The sequence below is a fragment of the Microlunatus elymi genome (genome assembly GCF_007362775.1).
Taxonomy (GTDB): domain Bacteria; phylum Actinomycetota; class Actinomycetes; order Propionibacteriales; family Propionibacteriaceae; genus Microlunatus; species Microlunatus elymi.
On the sequence record NZ_CP041692.1, the window covers coordinates 2,998,282 to 3,014,104 of the forward strand.

Sequence of the window (15,823 nt, forward strand, 5' to 3'; positions counted from 1 at the left end):
GATTTTCGGGCGCGGGGTAGCGGGTCGTGCCTGGATTTTCCGGCACATGCGGGATTTTCGGGCGTTGACGGCAGAGGTGGGCCTGCTGCGAGGATGAAGCGACCAGTCGATAAGCGGTAGGCCGATCGACGGCGCGACCGGACCAAGGTTGGACGACGCGCGGCGAGAACCCTTCAAGCGGCGAATTCGGTCATCCAGCGCGGACGTATCCGACACCTTGAACTGGGCAGGCCGCGATCGAGAAGGGCTTGGCGGATTCTGGTGACTACCTGCTCGGGAGCCTGGTACAGGTGATTCTTCTGGATCACGATGATGCGCCACCCCAATCGCTCGAGGTACTCACGCCGCTCGAGATCGCGGGCCCATTGGCGCGGATCGGTGTTGTGGTGTTCGCCGTCGTACTCGACCAAGATCATGAGTTCCGGGTAGCACAGATCGAATCGCAGCTTCCAATCGCCGTTCTCGTGTCGGATGATGTAGTTCACGACCGGCTCCGGAAGTCCGGCCAGCACGATCAGCATGCGAAGCTTCGATTCCGGAGGCGAATCGGTGCCGGCTCGAACCATGCGGGCTGCTCGGCTGGCGGTCCTCGCACCCCGTCCTGGCCAGGAGTCAGCCATCTTGATCAACTCGTCACTCGTAACGACTTCGGCCGCAACCAGCGAGTCCCCGAGTACGGCCAGGTCCACCAAGCTCAATCCATTCGTCGCGAGCTCACAGAAGCATTGTGCTGGCGAGGAGATCCGAATCTTCGCCACGGTACGAACGTCCGCATCGAGTTCGCGATACTGATGCACGACCACCCCGCGCCGTTGATTGCGGTAGCCGTCGGCAGGCACCGTGATGTGGATGCGAGACTCCGACGGTGTGATCCCGCCCCAGATGCTGGCGGCAGTGTGGTGACTCACATATGCACCGGGCGCGGCAACGTGCAGCGCGGCCCGGGCACGCTCGCGCAAGTTGTTCTGGACGGCCGATGTGACGTAGACGCCGTGGAGCACCCGTCTGTATGCAGGGCCGGACAAGTCCTCGTCCGACACTCCATCCAGAATGGCTTCGGCTCGTCGAAAAGGATGCCTGCCGTCGGGGTGAATTGGTCGAAGACGCACTCCGTCAGCATGGGCCGCCAGACCTGATGGCGCAGCCCCAACAGGGCAACGGACGACACCTGCCCCGTACGGACAACACCTCGCCACTTCGGGAGACACCCTGCGCTGCAATCGCTGGGCGGAAACTTCCGGCACGTGCGGGATTTTCGGGCGTCGGCAGCACGTTCAGGTCCGGAATTTCCAGCACGTGCCGGGTTTTCGGGTGTCGACAGGAGGGTCCTCCGGAGATTCCAGCACCTGCCGGATTTTCGGGCGTCGGCAGCACGTCAGGTCCGGAATTTCCGGTACGTGCCGGATTTTGGGCGTCCGCAGCACGATCCGGCCCGGAATTTCCAGCACGTGCGGGAATTTCGAGGAGGGCGGTCGGTGGCGGCGAGGCGCTCCCGGGCGCGACGGGATCGTGCGGTTCTGAATTCGGCGCGTGGAGTCGGCTCAGTCGTAGCGCAGGCCGTGGCCGAAGCGGAAGATCGGATCCTCGGTGGCGAAGGGGGCGTCGGGGTCGCTGTTCTCGACCGCGGCCATCGAGCGGGGAAGGTCGAAGGGCAGCCGTCCCTGCGGCTGGGCGGCCCCGGTGATCACGTCCAGTACGGCCGCGTCACTGGCGCCGTAGTCGGCGACCACCGCTGCGGCGGCGTCGATGATCTCACCCATCACGGCCGGTCGGTCGAGGTGGATGATCACGATCGTCGGCACGGTGCGGCAGAGGTCCGTGATCCGGTCGCGTTCATGATCATCGAAGGCCAACGAGCCGGCGTGGAAGAACGACTCGAAGCCGCCGGTCCGCGGCTCGTACGGTGCGCTCAGTCGGATCAGCGCGACGTCGGCATCCTGCGGCGCGTCCACCGGGGTGCCGTAGCCGGATGCCAACTCCGGATCGACACCCTCCAAGTAAAGGTTGTGTCCCGGCTTCAGCGGCAGAATCGGAGCCGAGTCGAGGTCGTGATTCGTCAACAGGGTAAGGGATCTGCGCTGGGCGCCGTCGCCGGCCGTACGGAAGTCGTCTCGACCGACGACGCTGGCAGCGGCCTCGGCATCGACAAAGCGGCGGTCGTCGAACAGGCCGAGCCGGAACTTCTCCAGCAGCAGTCGGCGGACCGAGATGTCGAGACGATCTTCACCGAGTCGGCCGGACCGGACCAGATTGATGATCAACTCCGGGCAGGCCTCGCCACCGAATTGATCAACACCCGCGTTCATGATCATCAAAGCGCGGTCTTCGCAGCTCAGGTGCTCCACGCCCCAGGCCCGTGCGGGCATCGGCTGACCCATGATCTCGTCGTCGGTGAGCAGGCCCCAGTCGGTGCAGACGATGCCGTCGAAACCCAGCTCCGTACGGAGAATGCCGGTCACCACCGACTTGTTGAAGGAGAAGCCGACTTCCGGATGGTCGGTTCCGACCGGCATCGCGTAGTAGGGCATCACCTGCGACGCACCGGCGGCGAGCACCTCCCGGAACGGGCGCAGGTGATAGTCGAAGTTGCCGGACGGATAGACCTGTTCGCGGCCGTAGCTGAAGTGCGGGTCCTCGCCGTCCAGCTGCGGCCCACCGCCCGGGAAGTGTTTGATCATGGTGGATACGGAATCGGGACCGAGCCGTTCGCCCTGGAAACCGCGGACGTAGGCGGCTCCGAGCTCGCCGGTCAGTGCCGCGTCCTCGCCGAAGGTGCCGGAGATCCGGGCCCAGCGCGGCTCGGTGGCGAGGTCGATCTGCGGATGCAGCGCCACCCGGAGCCCGACCGCGAGATACTCCTGCCGCGCGATGTCGGCAAAACGCCGTACCAGTTCGGGATCGCCGATCGCTGCCAGACCGATCGGTTCGGGCCACTGACTGAACGGGCCGCTCATCATCGCGGCGCCCGGATTGTCGGTGAACGCGTGCCGCGGATCGGTGGAGAAGGTGATCGGGATGCCGAGACCGACCTCGGCCGCGAGCCGTTGCGCGGCGTTGTGCCACTGGGCCAGTTCGCGGGCCGAGCCGGCGGCACCGAGCAGGTTGAAGTGGTTCATCCGGCGCTCGCGGAGCAGAGTGGCCGGCGACGGCAGTCCGAAGTCGTCGTCGGCTGCCAGGGAATCGGGGGAGCCCGGTCGGACCATGGTGTGGAAGAGCAGCCCGGCCTTGTCCTCCAAGGTCATCCGCTCCAGCAGATCGCCGATCCGCTGCCGTACCGGCAACGCCGGATCCTGATACGGAAACTGAACATCGTTGTCCATGTGTCCTCCTCCACCGAGTTGTCAGCGACAGGACGCGCTATAGCGCCCTCTGACGCTGACAAGTCGGGGTGTTAGTCGGGTCGAAACTCACTGGCAGTCTGTTCGGCCTGTTCCAGCCACTGCCGGTAGGTGGCCGCACTGTCCCGGGCGTCCCTGGCGGCGCGCTGGTCGCCGCGGGCCTCGGCCTTGTCGGCCTTCTCCTCCAGGGAGGAGATCTGATCCTGTAGCTTCGCCGCGGTGTCCTCGGCCCGGGCCCTGGCCTCGGGATTGGTACGCCGCCAACGCTCGTCCTCGGCGTCGCGAATGGCCTTCTCCACCGCACGCATCCGGTTGTCCAGCGGCCGCATCGCCTCCCGCGGCACCTTGCCGATCTCGGCCCAGCGGTCCAGGAAATCGCGGAAGCCGGCCTTCGCCGCGTTCAGGTCGGTCACCGGAAGCAGCTTCTCCGCCTCGTCCAGCAAAGCCTCCTTGGCCTGCTGATTGTCCCGGAATTCGGCGTCCTGCTCGCTCAGCGCCTGCTGCTTGGCGGCGAAGAACTGGTCCTGGATGCCGCGGAAGCGCTGCCACAACTCCTCTTCCACCTCACGCGGAGCCGGGCCGGCCGCCTTCCAGCGCGACATCAGGTTGCGGAAGGCACCGGTGGTCGGCCCCCATTCGGTGGAGTCGGCGAGCTTCTCCGCCTCGGCGATGATCTCCTCCTTGGCGGCCTTGGCCGCCTCCCGGCGTTCGGCCTGCTGGGCGAATTGCGCCTTGCGCCGACGGGTGTACGTGGTCCGGGCACTGGAGAAGCGGTGCCAGAGCGCGTCGTCGGTGGCCCGGTCCAGCCGAGGCAATTGCTTCCACTGGTCCAGCAGTGACCGGAACCGGTTCACGCCGCCGCGCCAGTCGTTGCTCTGTGCCAACCGCTCGGCCTCCGCCACAAAGCGTTCCTTGGCCGCCAACGTCTCGTCGTGCTGGCGGCTGCGTTCGGCCTTGCGAGCGGCGCGCTGTTCCTCCAACAGCGGCGAGAGCCCGTCCAGCCGACCGGTCAACCGGTCCAGATCGCCGACCGCGTTGGCCGTCTGGACGGTTTCGCGCACCGTACGGATCGAGGCTGCTGCATCGTCGGGGGACAGATTGCCTCCACGGACGCGGCGCTCGAGCAGGGAGACCTCGAGTTCGAGCGCGGTGTACCGGCGTACGTAAAAGGCCAATGCCTCGTCGGCACTGACATCCGGCACCTGGCCGACGGCACGCTCACCATCGCTGGTGCGGACGTACACCGTTCCATCGGCGTCAACACGGCCGAAAGAGGCAGGGGGAACCGCTGCGGCGGCGCCCTGTGCGTCTTCGCTCATGGGGACCATCCTGCCCGATAGTCCGACCGGCTGGGGAAGTGCATCCGATCCGATCACGGTCGACCCTCCTGCCCGGGCTCAGGTCCGGCTCGTCGTCGCCGCCCAACCGGTTGGTGGTCAGGCCGCCGGACAACGTACGCTCAGCGGCAACAACAGCTCAGATGATGATCAGAAAGTGAGCCGGAGTCGTCGTGCCGCGTCCCAAACCGCTGTCCGGATTTCCCGAGTTCCTGCCCGAGGCTCGGATCGTGGAGCAGCATGTGCTGCAACAGCTGCAGCGGACGTTCGAGTTGCATGGCTTCGCGTCGATCGAGACCCGCGCGGTCGAGCCGCTGGATCGGCTGAACAAGGGCGGCGAGGAGATCGACAAGGAGGTCTACGTCGTACGCCGGCTGCACGCCGCAGATGATGCGACCGACGAGCTGGGTATGCACTTCGACCTGACGGTGCCGTTCGCCCGTTACGTGCTGGAGAATTCCGGCCATCTGCAGTTCCCGTTCCGCCGCTACCAGATCCAGAAGGTGTGGCGCGGCGAACGGCCGCAGGAGGGCCGCTATCGCGAGTTCACCCAGGCCGACATCGACATCGTCGGCAACGGCGCGCTGGCCGACCACCACGACGTCGAGCTGCCGCTGGTGCTGCTGGACGCGCTCGAGCGGCTGCATCGTGATCTTGGTCTGCCGCCGGTGCTGATGCGGGCGAACAACCGCCGATTGGCGCAGGGTTTCTATCTGGGCTTGGAGATCAGCGACATCGCCGGTGTGCTGCGGATCGTCGACAAGTACGACAAGATCGGGCCGGACTCGGTCCGCGAGCTGTTGATCGCCGAGCTCGGGCTGTCCGACGCCCAGGCCAAGTCGTGTACGGCGCTGGCCGAGATCAGCACCGCCGACGAGTCGTTCGTCGACCGGGTCCGTGCCCTCGGTGTGCGCAACGAATTGCTGGAGACCGGCCTGGAGCAGTTGGCAGCCGTGGTCCGGGCAGCGGCCGAGCAGGTGCCCGGCCGGATGGTCGCCGATCTGAAGATCGCCCGCGGCCTGGACTACTACACCGGCACCGTGTACGAGACCGAGCTGGTCGGCTACGAGTCGCTCGGCTCGATCGCCTCCGGCGGCCGCTACGACGCGCTGGCCAGCGACGGCAGGACCACTTATCCCGGGGTCGGGATCAGCTTCGGGGTGACCCGGACGCTTGTTCCCCTGCTGGCCAAGGGACATCTGACCGCCAGTCGGCCGGTGCCGACCTGTGTGCTGGTCGCGGTGGAGTCGGAGGAGACCCGCGGACAGGCGATCAGCGTCGCCGGCAAACTCCGCAAACGGGGCATCTCCGCCGAGGTCGCGCCGAAGGCGGACAAGTTCGGCAAGCAGATCCGCTATGCCGACCGGCGCTCGATTCCGTACGTCTGGTTCACCTCGGCCGACGCGGGCGGCGAGGTCAAGGACATCCGTACCGGTGAACAGTTGCCGGCCGACCCGGCCCGTTGGCAGCCGGACGATCAGGACCTGCATCCGCGGATCATCTCGGTCTGGTCCGAACGATCCTGATCATGGCGGCTCGGTGGCTCGGCGCCTCACCGCTGATCATGGTCCTGGACGGAACCGAACCGGCGGTGATCATGGTCAGTTGTTGATCATGATCACCGGCGGATGGTTGCGGCGGCACGTTCGAGGATAGAGTCAGGCCCGTAATCCCATCGGCGCAGCATCCGGGCCCAGCATTCCGAGGGCCCAGCATCCCCGCGGCAAAGGAGTCGACATGCGGCAGGCCATGATCAGGACGATGTCGGAGGCGGAGCGCCAGCTGCTCGCCGAGACCGAGCGAGACCAGTTGTCGGGGCTGGATGAAGATGATCTTCTCGAGCTGCATGCACGCGTCCGCCGCGCCCGCAACAAGTACAGCAAGCTCTATCGCCGGCGGGCCGCCGAGAAGGTGGGCGAGGTCGGCGGCCGGGGTAAGGCGTACGGACAGAACCAGCGCGACCGGGACAAGGCCGAGGTGTTCGAGGACGCGCTGGCACGGGTGAGTCGCCAGGTCGCGGCAGCGGCGAAGCAGGCCGCAGCTGAGCTGAAGGCTGAGCGGATCGAAGCCGCGCGCAGCAACGGTTCGGGCCCGGCCGCGCCGCCGCCGAAACAGCCCGCCACGCCGAAGGGGCGGGCCCGAGTTCACCAGAAGACCACCGGCGGGCTGAAGAAGGACGCCGATTCCCGGGCCAAGGGTGTCCGCCGGCAGGCCAAGCGCGACAATCGTTGAGTGAGCGGGCGATCACACCGCCGAGCCGAGCCTGTTGGAGGTCGACGTGGTGAAGGCGGCACGCAGGCATGTGGTGCTGCCGTCGGTGCAGAGCGAGTCGTTCTTCTCGCTGCGGCAGCGGCCCACCTCGCGCAGGGAACGCTACGCCATCGGCCGTGGTCTGCGATCTGCCGTACCGCGCTCAGCGCTCGGTGAATGGCAGCCGCCGGCCGATCGTGCCGATCCGATTTCCTTGATCAACTTGTCGCATCAGGGCCGGGTCGCCGAGTTGATCCCGATCCGGGTCGGCCGGATGATCTCTTCTCCGTACGGGTTCTTGCGCGGCACCGCGATCGTGATGGCCGCCGACGTCGCCGCGCTGCCGGCGACCGGGATCATGCCGGTGATCGGCGGCGACGCGCACCTGGGCAACTTCGGCTTCTACGCCTCGCCCGAGGGTGAACTGGTGATCGACCTGAACGACTTCGACGAGGCCCATCCGGGCTGCTGGGAGTGGGATCTGCGTCGACTGGTGGCCAGCATCTGGGTGGCCGGCCGGGAAAACGGCGCCCGCGAGGACCAGTGCGCCGACGCGGTCCGATCCTGTGTTGCGGCCTACCGGAACGAGGTCCGGTTCCTGGCCGACGAGCCGTTGATGAAGCGCGCTTACAGTCGGCTGGATGTCGAACGCCTGCAGGACACCGCCAATGAGGCGAGTCTGCAGGCCGAGATCGACCGTGCCGTCCGACGGGCTCGGCGCCGTACCAGTGACCGGGCGCTGCCGCGCTTCACCCGCGAACACCATGGTCACCGGCAGATCGTCGAGGAGCCGCCGTTGATCACTCGGCTGCCGGCCGAGGAGTACGAGGCGGTGGCCGAGGCTCTCGACGACTACCTGGACACGATTCCGCCGCAGTGGCGCCGTACCCTCGGCGGTTACACCTTGATCGACGTCGCACACAAGGTGGTGGGCGTGGGCAGCGTCGGACTTCGCGCCTATATCGCTTTGCTGGAAGGAAGTTCTCCCGGCGATGTGGTCTTCCTGCAGCTGAAACAGGCGCGCCGGTCGGTGCTGGCGCCCTACGTACACGGTGATTCGGCCTGGCATGATCATCAAGGTCAGCGGGTGGCCGAATACCAGCAGGCGCTGCAGACTGTCAGCGATCCCTTGCTGGGTTGGACATCGGTGGGGCAGCGGCAGTACTACGTACGCCAGTTCCGGAACATGAAGGGGAGCATCGGACTGGACTCGATCGACGTGCCGGCGCTGACTGACTACGCCGGCATCGTCGGGCACCTGCTCGCCAAGGGGCACGCGCGGACGAGCGGCGCATCGATGATCGCCGGCTACGTCGGCTCCAGCGACAAACTCGACCATGCGCTGAGTCGGTTCGCCGCGGCGTACGCGGATCAGACGGAGGCTGATCATGCTCGGCTGCTGCAGGCCGTACGCCGTGGCGAGCTGCCCGCGCCCGAGGGCGCCCTCGACGCCGACGCATCCGCTTTCCGACCCCGCTGACTCGTTCCCTTCAGGTCGGCTGGGAGATGATCACCACCACGGCCTCGGCGGGACCGTCCGGGGCGCGGTAGCGATGTGCGCGATCGCTCAGCCAGCTTCTGGTCCGGCCGGCCGTGACCGAGCGGAGCCGGCCGATGGGACCGACGCGCAACGTACCCCGGCTGACCGTGAGGGTCTCGCGAACCCCGGGGCCGTGGGCGGGGGACTCGTGCTCGCAGCCGTCCGGGAACTCGAGTCGGAACACCTCGACCACGCTGCCGTCCGGCTGATGGCGTACGTCGAGAGTGATGGCGATCATGCCGGAATCCGCGATGATCACCGGGCCCTCGTCGTGCCCGGAGACGTTTGATCGGCCGGTCTCACCGACCAACGCAGTGATCGGCAACTGCAGCGGCAAACTCAACGCATACAGGGTTTCCAGGGTCGGATTGCGCCCTCCGGCCTCGATCTCGGACAGCGAGCCCTTGCCGATCCCGGCTCGCCGCGCCAGCTCGGACAGCGACAATCCGCGTCGGGTTCGTGCTTGCTGCAGCCGCCGCCCGACCGCCGATGCGGTTCCCGCCATCGCGCCCGCGCGTCGGGTTCGTGCTTGCTGCAGCCGCCGCCCGACCGCCGATGCGGTTCCCGCCATCGCGCCCACCCTCCCGCTGATCCGCCGGCGGTCGAGGCATCTCGTCGACCTGAATTCCGGCATCGCTGCAACCTGTTGTAGGTTCCGTTCGCAGAACGTTCTGTTCACGGAACGGAGATGAAATGAGTCTAACCCGTACCGACGTACCGATCGCGGTCCCGATCGGCGCCGGTGTGGTCACCGTCCTGGTGGGTTTCAGCAGTTCCTTCGCGGTCGTGCTGTCCGGACTGCGCGCGGTGGGTGCGACGCCGGGCCAGGCCGCATCCGGTTTGCTGGCGCTCACCGTGCTGTAGGGGCTGGCGACGATGCTGCTGGCACGCCGATTCCGGATGCCGATCACCATCGCCTGGTCGACACCGGGTGCCGCCTTGTTGGCCGGCAGCGGCGCGATCAGCGGTGGTTGGTCGGCCGCGGTCGGGGCGTTCGCGGTGACCGGCGTCCTGATCATGATCACCGGCTTGTGGCCGCGGCTGTCCGAACTGATCGGCCGGATCCCGACCTCGGTCGCGCAGGCGATGCTGGCCGGCGTACTGCTGCCGTTGTGCCTGGAGCCGATCACCGCGGTCGTTCGACAACCGCTGGCGGTGGGGCCGGTGCTGCTGTGCTGGTTGATCATGCTCAAACTCGCGCCACGCTGGGCCGTGCCGGCATCGTTCGCGACCGCTGCGGTGGTGATCATGATCAGCCTGCTCGACCACGGCACGATGCCGTCGGTGAGCCGGCTGTTCCCGCACCCGGAGCTGACCCTGCCGCACTTCGGCACGCCGGCGATGATCGGGATTGCGGTGCCGCTCTACATCGTCACCATGGCGTCGCAGAATCTGCCCGGCGTTGCGGTGATGCGCTCGTACGACTACCAGGTGCCGTGGCGACCGTCGATGTTGATCACCGGAGCCAGTACCATCGTCGCCGCTCCGTTCGGCGGGCACGCGATCAACCTGGCGGCGATCAGTGCCGCGCTGGCTGCTGCACCCGAAGCCGACCCGAATCCGAATCGTCGCTGGGTGGCCGCCTACTCCGCCGGCGTGAGCTATCTGGTGCTCGGCCTCTGCTCGGCCGCTTTCGCCACCCTGGTCACGCTGGCCCCAGCCGGTGTGGTCGCCGCGGTCGCCGGCATCGCTCTGATCCCCACCCTGGCATCCTCGATCGCGTCCGCGCTGGAACGTGCCGACGAACGACTTCCGGCCGCCATCACCTTCCTGGTGGCGGCATCCGGTGTCACCGTGCTCGGCATCAGCTCCGCCTTCTGGGCCCTGGTCGCGGGCCTCCTGCTTCGGCTGCTGCTCCGCACGCGTACCCCGGGCCGCCGCCGTACGAGCTGAGCCCACCACCGTTCGTTCCCACCCAGCGACGAGAACGGGGCGCGTCCGGGTGCTGTCCGGCGTTCGTTTTCCACCCAGCGACGAGAACGGGCGCGGTCCGGGTGCTGTCCGGCGTTCGTTTTCCACCCAGCGACGAGAACGGGCGCGGTCCGGGTGCTGTGGGGCGTTCGTTCCCACCGCGGTTGGGAGAGGAAGTACGTCAGGGATGCGGCCGGTCGCACCCGCGCGAGTCTCGGTCCTTCGACAAGCTCAGGACCCCGGTTGCTTGATCATCCGCTGTCGGACGATGAGCAAGGCACCAACCGCCTAATGTCCACCCGATCAGAATTGGACTGCTCCTGGGTATCCAATTCCCGCGCAGGTGGGACAAGACTGCAGGTGTCAGGACCAGACGGACAGATCAGCAGCAGGAGACGAGATGACCGACACCGTTCAATCGACCGGGCAGCGCACCGGGACCACACCGGTCAAGCGCGGCATGGCGGAGATGCTGAAGGGCGGCGTGATCATGGACGTGGTCACCGCCGATCAGGCCAAGATCGCCGAGGACGCCGGGGCGGTCGCGGTGATGGCGTTGGAACGGGTGCCGGCCGACATCCGCGCGCAGGGCGGGGTCGCCAGGATGAGCGACCCGGACCTGATCGACCAGATCATCGCTGCGGTTTCCATCCCGGTGATGGCCAAGGCCCGGATCGGGCACTTCGTCGAGGCGCAGGTGCTGCAGTCGCTGGGGGTGGACTACGTCGACGAGTCCGAGGTGCTGACCCCGGCCGACTATGCCAACCACATCGACAAGTGGGCTTTCCGGGTGCCGTTCGTCTGCGGCGCGACCAACCTCGGCGAGGCGCTGCGGCGGATCACCGAGGGCGCGGCCATGATCCGGTCCAAGGGCGAAGCCGGCACCGGTGACGTGTCCAACGCGACCACCCACATGCGCCAGATCCGGGCCGAGATCAATCGGCTCCGATCGATGTCACCCGACGAGCTTTACGTTGCTGCCAAGGAACTTCAGGCCCCGTACGATCTGGTCCGCGAGATCGCCGAGAACGGCAAGCTTCCGGTCGTACTCTTCACCGCCGGCGGCATCGCCACTCCCGCCGACGCGGCCATGATGATGCAACTCGGCGCCGAAGGGGTGTTCGTCGGATCCGGCATCTTCAAGTCTGGAAACCCGGCCCAGCGTGCCGCCGCGATCGTCAAGGCGACCACGTTCCACGACGACCCCGACATGATCGCCAAGGTCTCCCGTGGTCTCGGTGACGCGATGGTCGGCATCAACGTGGACGACATCCCGCAGCCGCACCGGTTGGCCGAACGCGGCTGGTGAGCGTGGCGGATCAGTTGATGATCTCGCCGCGCTCCTGTGCGATCGTGGCCAGTCGGTCGCGCCATTGCTGAAGGGCTTCGGGAGTCAGTCGGGTCCAGTCGTGCACTTCGCCGACGATGCGGATCGGGTGCACGCTGCGGTAGGAGCGGGTGGGATTGCCGGGAAACTTCTTGTCGGTGACGTTCGGGTCGTCCTCGAACGAGCCCGTCGGTTCGACCACGTACACCCGCGGTTCGCCGTCGCCGGCAGCGATTTCGGCGGCCAGACCGGCGCCGTCGCGGAGCGCCGTGAAGTAGATGTGGTTCATCACCACCTCGGGCCGGTAGTTGGATCGGAAACCCGCGGTGAGCAGGTCTCCGATCTGCAGATCGGCCTTCGTACCGTGAAAGAACGGACCCGGGTCCAGTGGCTCGCTCACCGTCACAGGCTATCTGCTCGCGCCGCGGACTATCGTGACGTCATGCTCATCACGGCACGGATCGGGGTGCTCGCGCTGCAGGGCGATGTCCGCGAACACCTTCAGGCGTTGACATCCCTGGGTGCGACAGGTGTCCCGGTACGCCGGCCGGAGGAGCTTGATCAACTCGACGGCATCATCATCCCCGGCGGCGAATCGACCACCATCGACAAGCTGTCACGGATCTTCGGACTCCGCGAACCGCTGATCGCGGCTCTGCGCAGCGGTCTGCCCGCCTACGGTTCCTGTGCCGGGATGATCATGCTCGCCGATCGGATCCTGGACGGCGTTGATGATCAACAGACCTTCGGCGGACTGGACATCACCGTCCGGCGCAACGCCTTCGGCCGGCAACTGGACTCGTTCGAGGCAGACATCCCGCTCGACCTCGGCGATGATCATGATCGGCCCTTCCACGCGGTGTTCATCCGGGCACCCTGGGTCGAGAAGGTCGGCAGCACCGTCACCGTGCTCGGCCGGGTCCCGCACCAGCACGACACCACCGGCGAGGGCGCCATCGTCGCCGTCCGCCAGGACAACCTGCTGGCCACCTCGTTCCACCCGGAGGTGGCCGATGATCTGCGACTGCACGCCTACTTCTTGCGAATGTGTAGTGGGTAAAACGTCGGAGCAGATGAGCTCTACCCGGAGATAACCGGGGGTGAGTGCAATCTGCTCCGACATTCTTACCGCTGGACCGACTTGACTCATACGAAGTTGCGTTCGAATATGGAGGGGTGACCGTCACCTCCCTGTCCACCGCCCAGAGTGCCGAGCAGAAGCTCGCGCACATCCAGGAGCTGCGGCAGCGGATGCACCGGATGCAGGGCACCTCGGTCTCCCAGCCGTTGCCGACGGTGCCGGCGCTGGCCGAGTTGCTCCGGCTCCGGACCGGGGCCAGCTATGCGGTGGACCGGCCGGTGCTGGCGATGCTCGCGATGGCGGGACCGTCCGGAGCCGGAGCCTGGTCCGCAGTGATCGGGATGCCGGATTTCGGCCTGGAGGCAGCGGCCGAGCTGGGTGTCGAGCTGGAGCGTACGGTGCTGGTGCCCGAGCCGGGGGAAGCGTGGCTGGAAGTCACCGCGGCGTTGGCGGACGTGCTGGGAGTGATCGTGGTCCGAGCACCGCAGCAGGTCACCCAGCATCAGGCCTCCAGGTTGGCGTCCCGGCTCCGCCAGCATGAAGCGGTGCTGATCTCGGTGGGGGACTGGCCGCGAGCCGAAGCCCGGTTGAGCATTCGTGGCTCGCAGTGGACCGGGATCGGCCGCGGGCACGGCCGGCTGACCGGGCACCGCGTTCGGGTGGTGGCCGAGCTGTCCACCGGCCAGGTCCGCCAGGCCGACCTGATGCTGCCGGGTGATGATCATCAGGTACGCGTGGTCGAGCAGCCCGAGCAGACGCCCGGCCTCTATGCCGTACGAGCCGGGTGATCGGACGGCGTCACCGTCAACCGGCCGGCAGCCCGGCGAAGCGACGTACCGCCGCGAGGCCCTCGGGAGTGCCCGGCCAATGCCGGTCCAGCGCGTCGGGACCGGCCCGGCGGGTCACCGAACGCAGTGCGATCAGGACGACGATTGCGTCATCGGCATAGCCGAGCACCGGGACGAAGTCGGGCACCAGATCGATCGGGCAGAGCAGGTAGGCCAGCAACAGGACCAGGCGCACCCGGACGCCGGTCGGCAGGTCCGGGTCTGCGGCCAGTCGGCGCAGCAGCCGGATCAGATCCGGCAACAGCCGAAGGCCCTCGCGCAGGCGTACCCGATCGCCGGACCGGCGCGCACTCCACCAGAGCAGGCCGAGCAGCAGCAGATAGACGACAGCCAGCCCGGCCGCCACCGAGATGATCAGCTGCCACCACATCGCGCTCCTTCACGTGCCACGCCCAGCGACAATTCAAGCGAGTTGCCGGCCCGTCAACAAGCTCAGAGCCTGGTGCGGCTGCTGGAATCGGTACTCGACAGCGCCCCTTGCGCCGTGCTCGGCCCGGTGAGATTCACGATCATCTTCGGTGGGAGCGGGGGAGCAGGTAGCGCGCGAGGTGATCCTTGATGATCTTGAGCACCAGTGCGTGCGACAGGCCGCTGGGGTCGGTGAGCAGCTGCACCAGCAGGCCGTCCACCAGGGCGACGGTGGTTGCTGCGGCGCGGACCGGATCGAGCCCGGGCTGCGCCTGGCCGCGGTCGACGGCTATCCGGAACCCCTGTGCACACGCCGTCCGCTGCGCTGCCAGGAAGCGTTGCTGGACAGCCGCCAGTCGCGGATCGACGGCCGCGCGGGCGAGGAATGCGATGTAGACGCGACCTTCACGGGCTCGTTCCTCGTCCAACGGCAGGTTCGCCATGATCGCGTCCCGGAGTGCGACCGCTACCTTCCCCTTCGCCGCCTCGGCGGACCAGCGGGTGCCGATGGTCTCGACGACGTCCTCGAAGGCAGCAACGAGCAGATCGTCCTTGCTGCGGCCGTAGTACTGCACGGTGCCGATCGACACACCGGCGGCCCCGGCGACCTCGCGGATGCTGACGCCGTCCAGGCCCCGTTCGGCGATGATCCTGATCACCGCGTCCAGTACGGACCGGTGGGTCGTCGTGGTCATGGCGATCATCCTACCGAAAAACTCATACACACGTACTAATACAGTCGTATGATATCGGCATGACTCGGCTCGACACCTCGGCCGGTGGTCCGGTCAGGACAACCACAAAACACCGGCGACGAACCATCATGATCATCGCGGCCTGCTGGCTGTGCCTGAACGGCGTCGTGCTGCTGCTCGGTTCCGGACACCTTCCCTTTCGGGCGTCCTCGCTGGCCGAGCCACCGACCGCCCAGACCTTGCTGCGGCCCAATCTGATGCTGCTGGAGGTCTTCGGCCTGATGGTGGTCGTGCGGCTGATGACCCGGCACCGAACCGTTCCCGATCTTGCCGGCAGAGCACCGGACAGATCTCGAGCTGCCCGCGAAACCTTTGCCCTGCTGGGTTATGGCGTGCTCGCTCAGCTCGGTGGCCTGGTCGTCGGCCGCTCGCTGGGGTGGCATGCCTTCGGCTTCCATCTGGACGGCATGGTGATCAGGACCGGGCAGCCGGTGGTGCCGGCCGAGGCGATCGGCTGGTCGGTCTACAACCTGATCTGCTATGCGCTGATCCCGTTGATCATCTTTCGACGGCGTTACTCCACAACTCAACTCGGCTTGCGATCCAGCGATCGCCGGGCCGATCTGCGGTTGATCGTGGTGATCTTGGTGCTGGAGTCGGCGGTCCAGTTGTTGACCGCATCACAGTCAGTTCTTGATCTTGATCCGCGGCAGATCCTGCTCGGCGCTCCGCTCACGTTCGCCCTGTGCTTCGCCGGCACGGTGGCCCCGACGATGATCTTCGTGTACGCGATCCTGTTGCCGCGCTACCTCAAGCTCACCGGTTCGCTGCCGGCGACGGTGGCACTGGGCGGCCTGACTTACGCCGGACTGCATGTGATGGACGGTTGGACGAACTTCGCCACGGCGTCCGACGCCGTCCTGTCACTGCTGTTCGCGATCTTGTTCTACGGCGGACCGGGGATGTTCAAGGCGTACATCACCATCCGTACCGCCAACGCCTGGACCCATGTCTGGGCCTACCACGCCATCGCTCCGCACACCCTGCTGGACACCCCGATGTTCGTCCGCATCTTCGGCATCCGCTGA

The 15,823-nt window shown here is 67.0% G+C and carries 16 protein-coding genes; 9 read left to right on the top strand and 7 right to left on the bottom strand.

Annotation, left to right across the window (positions count from 1 at the left end; translation table 11 throughout):
- Positions 1–173: 173 nt before the first annotated feature.
- From FOE78_RS13460 to FOE78_RS13470, 3 genes are all read right to left on the bottom strand, one after another.
- On the bottom strand, positions 174–1,040 hold the full coding sequence (locus FOE78_RS13460; RefSeq protein WP_143986743.1) for a DUF559 domain-containing protein: 867 nt from the start codon (positions 1,038–1,040) through the stop codon (positions 174–176).
- A 501-nt stretch (positions 1,041–1,541) separates the two neighbouring features.
- Positions 1,542–3,320: a glycoside hydrolase family 3 protein gene (locus FOE78_RS13465; RefSeq protein WP_143986744.1), complete on the bottom strand. Its 1,779-nt coding sequence runs from the start codon at positions 3,318–3,320 to the stop codon at positions 1,542–1,544.
- A gap of 71 nt (positions 3,321–3,391) precedes the next feature.
- The gene (locus tag FOE78_RS13470; protein WP_407662658.1) at positions 3,392–4,711 is read right to left on the bottom strand and encodes a DUF349 domain-containing protein; all 1,320 of its coding nucleotides are present in this window, start codon (positions 4,709–4,711) and stop codon (positions 3,392–3,394) included.
- A 137-nt stretch (positions 4,712–4,848) separates the two neighbouring features.
- On the opposite strand from FOE78_RS13470, the gene hisS reads away from it, so the two are divergent.
- The 3 genes from hisS (at position 4,849) to FOE78_RS13485 (ending at position 8,405) form a co-directional block, all read left to right on the top strand.
- A complete protein-coding gene (gene hisS, locus FOE78_RS13475; RefSeq protein ID WP_143986746.1) occupies positions 4,849–6,201 on the top strand; it encodes a histidine--tRNA ligase in 1,353 nt (450 codons plus the stop codon).
- Between the two features lie 211 nt (positions 6,202–6,412).
- The gene (locus tag FOE78_RS13480; protein ID WP_210414570.1) at positions 6,413–6,907 is read left to right on the top strand and encodes a hypothetical protein; all 495 of its coding nucleotides are present in this window, start codon (positions 6,413–6,415) and stop codon (positions 6,905–6,907) included.
- Positions 6,908–6,953: 46 nt separating this feature from the next.
- The gene (locus tag FOE78_RS13485) at positions 6,954–8,405 is read left to right on the top strand and encodes a DUF2252 domain-containing protein (RefSeq protein ID WP_228265827.1); all 1,452 of its coding nucleotides are present in this window, start codon (positions 6,954–6,956) and stop codon (positions 8,403–8,405) included.
- Positions 8,406–8,415: 10 nt separating this feature from the next.
- Here FOE78_RS13485 and FOE78_RS13490 read toward each other — a convergent pair whose 3' ends face one another.
- Positions 8,416–9,036, bottom strand: coding sequence for an XRE family transcriptional regulator (locus tag FOE78_RS13490; protein WP_210414571.1), 621 nt, complete (start codon positions 9,034–9,036; stop codon positions 8,416–8,418).
- A 122-nt stretch (positions 9,037–9,158) separates the two neighbouring features.
- Between FOE78_RS13490 and FOE78_RS24185 the strand changes: the two genes are divergently transcribed.
- The 3 genes from FOE78_RS24185 to pdxS all read left to right on the top strand — a co-directional run bounded on the left by FOE78_RS24185 (position 9,159) and on the right by pdxS (position 11,685).
- Positions 9,159–9,329, top strand: coding sequence for a hypothetical protein (locus FOE78_RS24185; protein ID WP_228265828.1), 171 nt, complete (start codon positions 9,159–9,161; stop codon positions 9,327–9,329).
- A 12-nt stretch (positions 9,330–9,341) separates the two neighbouring features.
- Positions 9,342–10,358, top strand: a complete 1,017-nt coding sequence (locus FOE78_RS13495) for a benzoate/H(+) symporter BenE family transporter (RefSeq protein ID WP_228265829.1) — start codon at positions 9,342–9,344, stop codon at positions 10,356–10,358.
- Positions 10,359–10,776: 418 nt separating this feature from the next.
- Entirely contained in the window at positions 10,777–11,685 is a 909-nt protein-coding gene (gene pdxS / locus FOE78_RS13500; protein ID WP_143986747.1) for a pyridoxal 5'-phosphate synthase lyase subunit PdxS, read from the top strand.
- Between the two features lie 10 nt (positions 11,686–11,695).
- Here pdxS and arr read toward each other — a convergent pair whose 3' ends face one another.
- Positions 11,696–12,103 (bottom strand): NAD(+)--rifampin ADP-ribosyltransferase, encoded by a 408-nt coding sequence (arr, locus tag FOE78_RS13505; protein ID WP_143986748.1) that lies wholly within the window; start codon positions 12,101–12,103, stop codon positions 11,696–11,698.
- 42 nt (positions 12,104–12,145) lie between these two features.
- Between arr and pdxT the strand changes: the two genes are divergently transcribed.
- Entirely contained in the window at positions 12,146–12,763 is a 618-nt protein-coding gene (gene pdxT / locus FOE78_RS13510) for a pyridoxal 5'-phosphate synthase glutaminase subunit PdxT (RefSeq protein ID WP_143986749.1), read from the top strand.
- Positions 12,764–12,879: 116 nt separating this feature from the next.
- Positions 12,880–13,572: a hypothetical protein gene (locus FOE78_RS13515; RefSeq protein WP_143986750.1), complete on the top strand. Its 693-nt coding sequence runs from the start codon at positions 12,880–12,882 to the stop codon at positions 13,570–13,572.
- Between the two features lie 16 nt (positions 13,573–13,588).
- Here FOE78_RS13515 and FOE78_RS13520 read toward each other — a convergent pair whose 3' ends face one another.
- Both FOE78_RS13520 and FOE78_RS13525 read right to left on the bottom strand, forming a co-directional pair.
- Positions 13,589–14,002 (bottom strand): YkvA family protein, encoded by a 414-nt coding sequence (locus FOE78_RS13520; RefSeq protein WP_143986751.1) that lies wholly within the window; start codon positions 14,000–14,002, stop codon positions 13,589–13,591.
- Between the two features lie 139 nt (positions 14,003–14,141).
- Positions 14,142–14,735: a TetR/AcrR family transcriptional regulator gene (locus FOE78_RS13525; RefSeq protein WP_210414572.1), complete on the bottom strand. Its 594-nt coding sequence runs from the start codon at positions 14,733–14,735 to the stop codon at positions 14,142–14,144.
- Between the two features lie 59 nt (positions 14,736–14,794).
- On the opposite strand from FOE78_RS13525, the gene FOE78_RS13530 reads away from it, so the two are divergent.
- Positions 14,795–15,823, top strand: a complete 1,029-nt coding sequence (locus FOE78_RS13530; RefSeq protein WP_210414573.1) for a hypothetical protein — start codon at positions 14,795–14,797, stop codon at positions 15,821–15,823.